Here is an 8,083-nt window from a genome sequence, read left to right on the forward strand (position 1 = left end):
GAACAGACAGGTGTGCAAACGTCGTTACTATCCAGCCCTTTTGAATCCCATGGTGAAGTGCCCCCGCTGTCAGAACCGGCCGAACGAATGCTTTCCGTCCCGCTGGTACAAGCAGGTGCCTTTCTTGCTGACCCTGCGGATTCGCTGGCGCTGCATGCGGTGTGGTGCCAGATTTGCCGCCTGGATTTGGAGCGAGGATCCGCCGAACACTCCCTACCTGCGGCCAGATTCATCGTCGGATTCGTCGGCCGATCGGGATGCCGACGACTCGACCGGGGCGGAGCGGACCGTCGGCTCGGCCACGCTGCAATAATCCGGTCGTGACGCGGCCGTTTGATGGCGAAAGGCTTTGACGATTTCATTGTCGCGAACCAGGAATGCCCCCGGCATCTGAAAACCGTCTCCACCCAGTTTGCCGACGCCGTGACGATTCAAGATCGCGCACTTGAATCCTCGCCAAAACACTGACAGGCCGAACAGTTGTCCGATCCGTCCGCGGTCTAACTCATAGGCCCGATACAGACGACACTCTGGATCGCTGATGCGATCGACATCGCCAAGATCGAAGGACTCAAAGAACGCCCGGCTCGATTCGTCGTCCCCCATGTGCACCAACACGATCCCGGTCCCTTTCGCCTCGATTCGGTCGCGTTGTTCGCGCAGGTCTTGCAGGGCTTCGCGGCAGAACGTGCAACCGCTGTGACGCAGGAACACGACCAGCACCGGGTGTTGCCGCGACAACTCTGCCAGGGTCACACCACGCTGTGACCGAAATTGCTCGTTCAGCCGGCTGGCGGTTTCGGGGGCGACAGAGGACGGCGGCGCGCTCGCGGTTTTAAACGCCTGGAACAGAATCACGGCAAACGGCAGCCACCAAATCAAGTCGTTGGTGATGTTCACCAGGCCCCATTGAATCGGCAACCGGCCTGGCGAGCCCGGGGGCAAAAGCAGCCACTGGTACGCCATCCCGATCGGGCCAAACGTTTTGCCCAAGAACCCCACCAACACGATCGGCCAATGCCGATACGGATCGCGTGCCGCGATCGCGTAGCCCACACCGTAAACACCGACGATCATCCCGACGCACTGCCAAATACCCGGATACAGCGGCCGATCGATGCCCGTCAGGTCGAACAGATCCATCGGACGCAGCAGCACCCAGCCTCCCCACGCCAGATTGTAAATCGCCGCGGCGAGCAAAACGTACGTCATCCAACGCGGATGCGACGCGGCGGTCATGGCATTGAATCGATTCATCAGCTCGGTTACCAAACGAAGGCGGTTTGCCCATAATGTTGCGTCGTCGTCAAGTCATCCGGCGACGAAGCCGTTTACCATCATACAAAAGAACCGCGGATTGCCGATGCGAGAAAACACGATCCAACACCGCGTTCGCTATGACGAGTGCGACCCGATGGGCTTCGTCCATCACAGCGTTTACCTCCAGTACTTCGAAATGGGACGCACCGAGTTGTTGCGTGCCAGCGGTGGTCGATACCGAGACATGGAAGACGAAGGGTTGCTGGTCGTGGTCGCCCGCGTCGATTGTCGATACAAATCGCCGGCCCGTTACGACGATTTGATCGACATTCACACGCGGATCACGGAAGTCACGATCGGCAAGATCATTCATGAATACACAATCTCGCTCGAATCGAGAACGCTGGTCACCGCCACGGTCACCCTGGCCGTGATCAACCGCGAAGGTCGCATCCAACGCGTTCCCCAAAGCCTGTTGGATCGGTACGGAACCGTTGCGTAGCCGTCAACGTTGCGTAGCCGTCAACGTTGCGTAAGCCTCAACGTGGCGTACGCTTCCAGCTTGCGACCCGCGCCCCGGGCAAGCAGGATGCCTACCCCGCTTCCTCGGCCGCCAACACGGCTCGTTTGGCGACGATGCGTTTGACGACGACGTCGACGATCGCTCCGGCCAGAATCACCATGCCGATGATCGCGAATTCCAGCTTCGTGCTGATGCCCAGGATATTGATCGCGTTGTAAAGCACTCGCATCACCGCGGCACCGATCACCACGCCCAAAATGTTTCCCTCGCCGCCGCGCAAACTGCAACCGCCCAACACGGCGGCGGCGATCGCGTAGAGTTCGTAAAAGTTTCCGAAGCCCGACGGCTGTACCGAATTGACGTCCAGCGCGAACAGGATGCCGCCGAGTCCCGCCGCCAACGAGCAGAGCACATAGGCGACCACGATCATGCGTTTGGTGTTGATCCCGCTGTATCGGGCCGCTTCTTCGTTGCGTCCCAGTGCCAGCAGGTAGCGGCCATACACCGTCCGGTTCAGGAAGATCGATGCGACGATCGCCAGTGCGATCATGATCAACATCGGCATCGGCACCATCGTCGCGGCCAATTGGGTGTGTCCCAGCAACGCCATCACCCCGGTGGCAACCAATGCCGGCGTCAACGCTTTGGACTTGCCCGATGCCGTACCGGCGGCCGAAATGAGCCAACCGATCGAACCGATCACGCCGCCGACGATCACGAAAACGATCATCATCAGAACTGTTTTCAACAGCTCGCCGGAAACTTCCATCGCGCCGACTTGCCATCGGTCATCGGCTGCCGCACTGCGGAACAAAGGCACGAGTTGCCAGACACACAGCGCCAGCAAGATCAGCGAGCCGATCACCAACGCCAACGGCTTTTTCATCCGGCCGGGATCGGATTGCCACGCCCAGACCAGAAACGCGAGCAGTGTCGGGACGAATAAAAACGTGCCCGCGTATTTCATCACCGTCGATGGCATCGACGCGGCGTTCTCGGAGACTTCGATCCCCAGGCTGCGGATCTGATAACCCGCGATCTCCAACAGCGGTGTCCCCGGGCCCGACTCCCAGCCCAACCAAAAACGCGACGATCCGGCCACGGCCAACAGGACGCCGATCGCCGGAATCGACCAGGCCGAAAGTTTTCGCTCGACGTCCAGCTCGCGCTGAAGCGGGGCGTCGGCGTGCCGGTCGTCGTGGGGGCGCAATCGGCCCAGGTTCCACACCCCGTACAAAAACAGACAGATCCCGCCGCCGAATAACATCGTTGCCCAACTGCACGGTTTGCCGATCGCCAACAACCGCAACCCGTCATAGTCTTGACCGAATCCCAGGGTTCCGTCATCGGTCAACCAGCGCGCAAAGCCACGATAGAACAACAGTCCGCACAGCGTGACGACGAACGGTTGCAGGTCCAGACGCGTGATCAGCAAGCCGTGCAGTAATCCGATCGCGCCGGCGATCAGCATCACGATCAGCACGGCGGCGGTCGGCGAGTACCCTTGTTCGACGACCAGCATCGGCAACAGACACGCGACCAGTCCCACGACGGACCCGATCGACAGATCGATCCCGCCGGTGATGATCACGAAGGCGACGCCGATCGACAGAATGCCGAACAGCGCGCTCCAACGCGTCGTGTTGTACAAGTTGTATTGTCCGACGAAGCTGTCGTTTAAGACCGTCGTGAACAGACAGACGAAAATCAACAAGCCGAAGATGCCTAGGATTTTATTCATCGACTGACTACACCCGTTGCCAAGTTCATGATCTGTTCTTCTCCGATTTCATCGCCGACCAACTGCCCCGTCATTTCCCCTTCGTGCATCACCAGCGTGCGGTCGCTCATCGCGATCACTTCTTCCATCTCGCTGGACACAAACAAGATCGCCAGTCCCTCGGCGGCCAACGTTTCCATCAGTCGATAGATTTCTTCTTTGGCGCCGATATCGATCCCTCGCGTCGGTTCGTCCAACAGCAGAATCTTGGGATTCATGGCGAGCCATTTGCCCAGCACCACTTTTTGCTGATTGCCACCGGAGAGATAACGCACGACCTGGTCGGCCGTCGGCGTCTTGATCCGCAGCCGATCGATGCTTTGGTGTGTGTCTTCGGATTCGGCGGCGAAATCGATCCACATCCCGGCGCCGGCTTTGTCGGACAAACTCGCCAACGAAACATTGCTCCGGACGGAAAAATCGATCACCAGTCCCTGCTCTTTTCGATCTTCGGGGACCAACCCCATTCCGCTGGCGATGGCGTCTTTGGGATTGCGCAGTTGCACGGTTTGGCCGTTGATTCGCACGCTGCCGCCGAGTGGTTGCGTGACGCCGAACAAACACCGCAACAGTTCCGTTCGACCGGCGCCGACCAGCCCGGCGATGCCGACGATTTCACCCGGCATGACCTGAAACGAAACCTTGTGCTTGGGATGATCGGGAACGATCAAATCGCTCACCTCCAGCGCCGGGGTGAGTTGCTGTTCCGATCCAAGGGCGGCCACATCGACGCGTGCCGTTCGCTCGTAGAATCGCGAAACGTCACGACCCACCATGCGGCTGACCATCGCGTCGTGATTGATTTGGTCGCCGACCAACTCGCCGGCGTTCTCTCCGTCCCGCATGACGGCGACGCGATCGGCAAGCGTTTCGACTTCGGCCAGGCGATGCGAGATGTAGATGACGCTGACGCCGTGTTCCCGCAAGCCCTGCACGACTTTGAACAACGCTTCGGCTTCACGCTGAGACAGGCTGCTGGTCGGTTCGTCCATGATCAACACGCGGGCGTCGATCGAAAGCGCTTTGGCGATCTCGACCATTTGTTGACGACCGATCGTCAGCTCACGCACCAAGGTTTGCGGGTCGACGTCCAAGCCCACCGACGCCAGATGCCGTCTGGATTCGCGATCAATTGTTTCGCGATCGATCAGCCCGAATCGTGTCGGCTCACGCCCCAAAAAAATATTGGCCCCGACCGACAGGTTGTCCGACAGGTTCAATTCTTGGTGAATCAACGTGATCCCCAACCGCATCGCTTCGGCAACACTGCCGATGGTGACGGGCTTTTGGTCGATCAGGATTTGACCTTCATCGGGCGGCTGAACCCCGGCCAGAATTTTCATCAACGTACTCTTGCCGGCACCGTTCTCGCCGACCAACGCCAGCACTTCGCCGGGCATCAACGTCAAATCGATCTGGTGCAGCGCGCGGACACCGGGAAAACGTTTTCCCAGCGAACGAACTTCCAGCAAGGGACGCGGATTCTTTCCAGGCGTCTGGCTCACTTGGCGCCCGCGCCCGCTTCGTCTTTCCCGGTCAACTGCTTCAATTCCGCCCAAAACTCGTCGACGTTGTCTTTGCGAATCGCGCGGGCGGGGATGTCCAAGAAACCGCCTTCGGGAATCGCCGATTCGTCGCCCCGAGCCAATTTGGCCAGCAGCTCGACCGACTTGTAACCGTACTGATACGGGTTTTGGACGATCGTTCCGTAGCAGGATCCGTCTTGGATCGCCTTCAGCGTATCGGCGTCTTCGTCGAACGCGACGACTTTGATTTGGCCCACTTTGTCGGCGCCGCGAATCGCTTCCAGAATGTTGGGCGGATTGTAAGCGAACAGGCCGATCATGCAGCCGATGTTGGGATGCTTGACGATCGCGTCTTCGGCACGGCTCTTGGCGATCGCAAAATCAAAGTTGTCGGTGCGGGTGTCCAGGATCGTGTATTTGTCGCCCTTGAGCACGCCGTCGGCGGGATCAAACGGTCGGTCGGGATCATTGGAGCGATTCAGCAATTCGTCGATGATGCCTTGCCGCCGCTGATCGGCATTGAGTTGGCCCAATCGGCCGACGAAGATCATCACTTCGCCGCCCTCGGGCATCGCTTCTTTGACCAGTTTGCCGCACATCCGTCCGGCGTCGTAGTTGTTCATCCCGATGTAGGCCAGGCGATTGGATTTCGGTGCATCCGAATCGTGGGTGATCAAGTTTGTCGCCTTGGCAACGTCGTTCAAGATGCTGGTTTGGTTGTCCGGATCGATGGGACTGACGGCGACACCGGCGACCGAGTCGGAAATCAATTCTTCCAACATGCGTTTCTGGTCGGCGGTTCCATCGGGCGGCATGCGCACCAGGCACTCGACATCGAAGTCCTTGGCCGCTGCCTTGCATCCTTCTTCGGCGATGTCCCAAAACGACGCGATCCCGTTGGTCACGTAGGCGACACGTATCTTTTCTCCGTCGGACGTCTTGACCGCCGCCGTCCCCGATTCGCCGTCGGTCGTCTGGCTGTCGGAGGCGTTGGTGTCGATCTTTTCAATCTTGCATCCGGTCAGCGAGAGGCCGGTCGCGATCAAGAGTGCGGCACACAGGGGCAGAAACTTCGGGGGAGCATGATGAGGCATAGGGGACGGCGATCAAAGGAGGAGCGGGATCGGAAGGGAGTCGATCGGGGGAATCGAACGCCTGTGAGTTTAAGTTCGCCACCCTGCAGTCGCAAGCTTTCCCTCGGCACGATCGGAACATCTGGCAAGGTCTGACGTGCTGTTGGAGTTTCCACGTGCCGATCAGGGCCGGAACGTGTTGCCGCAATCTCGACCTAGCCGATACGCACAACCTAACAGGTCACGTCGAGGCCCTTCCCGGTGCGATCCCCTCCCTCGCGTCATCGGCGTCACCTGTCCCCCCGTTTCTTGGAGAACCCTCACCATGACTTCAACCCTCCCAACGACAGTCGGCACCGCAACGCTTGAGAGCCGTCCCGTGGATGATCGTGGTGTACCCTACGGCGGCACGGTCGCAGCGCGACGCAAGCCGGGGCAAACGCCTGGTAGCCGAGAAATCGCTGCGCCGGGCCACCTGCCGATCGCCGCGGACGATGCTCCACTGGAATCGATTTCACGACTGATCAGTGAAACGGCGCACGACCTCCGCGCCCCACTGTCAACGATCCGTGAAGCGATCCGGTTGGTCCGCGATGGCGATCTGGGCAAGGTGTCCTCGGCGCAAAGCGAATGCTTGTCCGCCGCGATCAACCAATGCAACTGCGCTGTCCAACTGGTCGACGAGATGGTCCAGTCGCGTCGGTTCGATTCAGGGTTCCCCAATGTGATGCGTCAGTGGACTTCCATCGACGAACTGCGAAGCAACGTCGAAGCGACCTTGCAGTCGTGGATTCTGCCGCGCGGGATCCACTTGCTGTGGGATGGTCCGTTTGAGGAAGGCATTCAGATCTATGCGGATGCCACTTTGCTGAGACGGCTGATCGTCAACGTGGCCGGCAATGCGATTCGGGTCACGCGTGAGGGCGGTCCCGTGCTGATTCGTGCCACGGTCAATCGCGATCAGGGCATCATGAACTGGGCGATCGTTGACCAAGGCGCCGGGATTTCGCCGTCAGACATGGAATTGATCGGCGCCGGCAAAGCGCCCGCCAAGAGCATCGGCGGGTTGGGATTGATCATCAGCCGCCAACTCGCCGCGGCGCACTTTTCGACGTTGCGGATCGAATCGCGCGTCGGCACCGGGACCGCCGTCAGTTTCCAAACGATCTTGGGCGGCCCCGCCGCGGTGGCCGCACGGTGGGTCAAGTGGCGGTCGGAGTTGATCATGATCGAGCAACGCAAGATCATGAACGAAGATCAGCGGGTTCACGAGGTCCGTCCGTCCCGCTCGTCCCCGCCGTCTCAATCCCCGGCACCGCCGCGACGTGTCCGCATCGACGTTCCCTCCCAGTTGATCGAACTCGGTGCCGGGGAGATGCAACCGGCCTTCCCCGACCACGTTTACCTGACCACGGTCTCGGTCGGAGCGGCGATCCCTGCAGCGGGCACCGATGCGTTTGATGCCCTGCTGCAACGCACCATGCGAATCACCGAATTGGCCTATCGCACTGGCCGGCGAAGTTGGGTGATCGCTTGGGACGCCGATGGCGAAACCGGGATCGCGAAACGGTCCGAACTCGAGCGGCTGGTGCAAAACGAACTGGGCACCATGCGAATGACCTGGGGGGCGTCCTCACTCGTCTCGGCAACGCCGCATCCGGAGTTCAGAAACTCGCTGGCAAGTCGGCTGAGCGACCTGATGGTGCGTCAGACCTTGGCCGGCGCACAGCAAGCGGTCAGCGATACCGATCAAGTTCGGTTGGGGACAGGCCCGATGCAGTCGACCCCGATGGCCACGATTCGCCTGGAACAGGACGTCCATTGGCTTCGTGAATCACGTCGTTCGCCCAACGGCGTGCCGATGGAGTGACGGCGTCCGTCGCTGCGTGCGGCGCGCGAAATCGAACGGTGATGTGTGACA

Annotated in this window: 6 protein-coding genes; 2 read left to right on the forward strand and 4 right to left on the reverse strand. The window is 60.1% G+C overall.

Translation table 11 applies throughout. The features are described from left to right. Nucleotides 1–213: 213 nt before the first annotated feature. Nucleotides 214–1,257 carry a SelL-related redox protein gene (locus ABX749_RS13900; protein ID WP_372896500.1) on the reverse strand — a complete coding sequence of 348 codons (1,044 nt, stop codon included), beginning with the start codon at nt 1,255–1,257 and terminating at the stop codon, nt 214–216. 106 nt (nt 1,258–1,363) lie between these two features. On the opposite strand from ABX749_RS13900, the gene ABX749_RS13905 reads away from it, so the two are divergent. After that, entirely contained in the window at nt 1,364–1,762 is a 399-nt protein-coding gene (locus tag ABX749_RS13905; protein WP_372896501.1) for an acyl-CoA thioesterase, read from the forward strand. Between the two features lie 91 nt (nt 1,763–1,853). On the opposite strand, the gene ABX749_RS13910 is transcribed toward ABX749_RS13905, so the two are convergent. Genes ABX749_RS13910 through ABX749_RS13920 form a run of 3 tightly spaced genes read right to left on the reverse strand, consistent with a single transcriptional unit; the run spans nt 1,854 to nt 6,183 of the window. Continuing rightward, nucleotides 1,854–3,524: a hypothetical protein gene (locus tag ABX749_RS13910; RefSeq protein ID WP_372896502.1), complete on the reverse strand. Its 1,671-nt coding sequence runs from the start codon at nt 3,522–3,524 to the stop codon at nt 1,854–1,856. After that, a complete protein-coding gene (locus ABX749_RS13915) occupies nt 3,521–5,068 on the reverse strand; it encodes a sugar ABC transporter ATP-binding protein (protein WP_372896503.1) in 1,548 nt (515 codons plus the stop codon). The genes ABX749_RS13910 and ABX749_RS13915 overlap by 4 nt, the downstream gene beginning before the upstream one ends. Next, nucleotides 5,065–6,183, reverse strand: coding sequence for a sugar-binding protein (locus tag ABX749_RS13920; protein ID WP_372896504.1), 1,119 nt, complete (start codon nt 6,181–6,183; stop codon nt 5,065–5,067). Before ABX749_RS13920 ends, ABX749_RS13915 begins: the two co-directional genes overlap by 4 nt. A gap of 304 nt (nt 6,184–6,487) precedes the next feature. Here ABX749_RS13920 and ABX749_RS13925 point away from each other — a divergent pair, with 304 nt between their 5' ends. Next, nucleotides 6,488–8,032: a sensor histidine kinase gene (locus ABX749_RS13925; protein ID WP_372896505.1), complete on the forward strand. Its 1,545-nt coding sequence runs from the start codon at nt 6,488–6,490 to the stop codon at nt 8,030–8,032. Nucleotides 8,033–8,083 lie beyond the last annotated feature (51 nt).

Source organism: Stieleria sp. (assembly GCF_041595215.1).
Lineage (GTDB): Bacteria > Planctomycetota > Planctomycetia > Pirellulales > Pirellulaceae > Stieleria > Stieleria magnilauensis.

Coding starts and splice junctions, on each gene's coding strand:
- ABX749_RS13905 (WP_372896501.1), top strand. CDS start 1,364: ATGCGAGAAAACACGATCCAACACCGCGTTCGCTATGACGAGTGCGAC.
- ABX749_RS13900 (WP_372896500.1), bottom strand. CDS start 1,257: ATGAATCGATTCAATGCCATGACCGCCGCGTCGCATCCGCGTTGGATG.
- ABX749_RS13910 (WP_372896502.1), bottom strand. CDS start 3,524: ATGAATAAAATCCTAGGCATCTTCGGCTTGTTGATTTTCGTCTGTCTG.
- ABX749_RS13925 (WP_372896505.1), top strand. CDS start 6,488: ATGACTTCAACCCTCCCAACGACAGTCGGCACCGCAACGCTTGAGAGC.
- ABX749_RS13920 (WP_372896504.1), bottom strand. CDS start 6,183: ATGCCTCATCATGCTCCCCCGAAGTTTCTGCCCCTGTGTGCCGCACTC.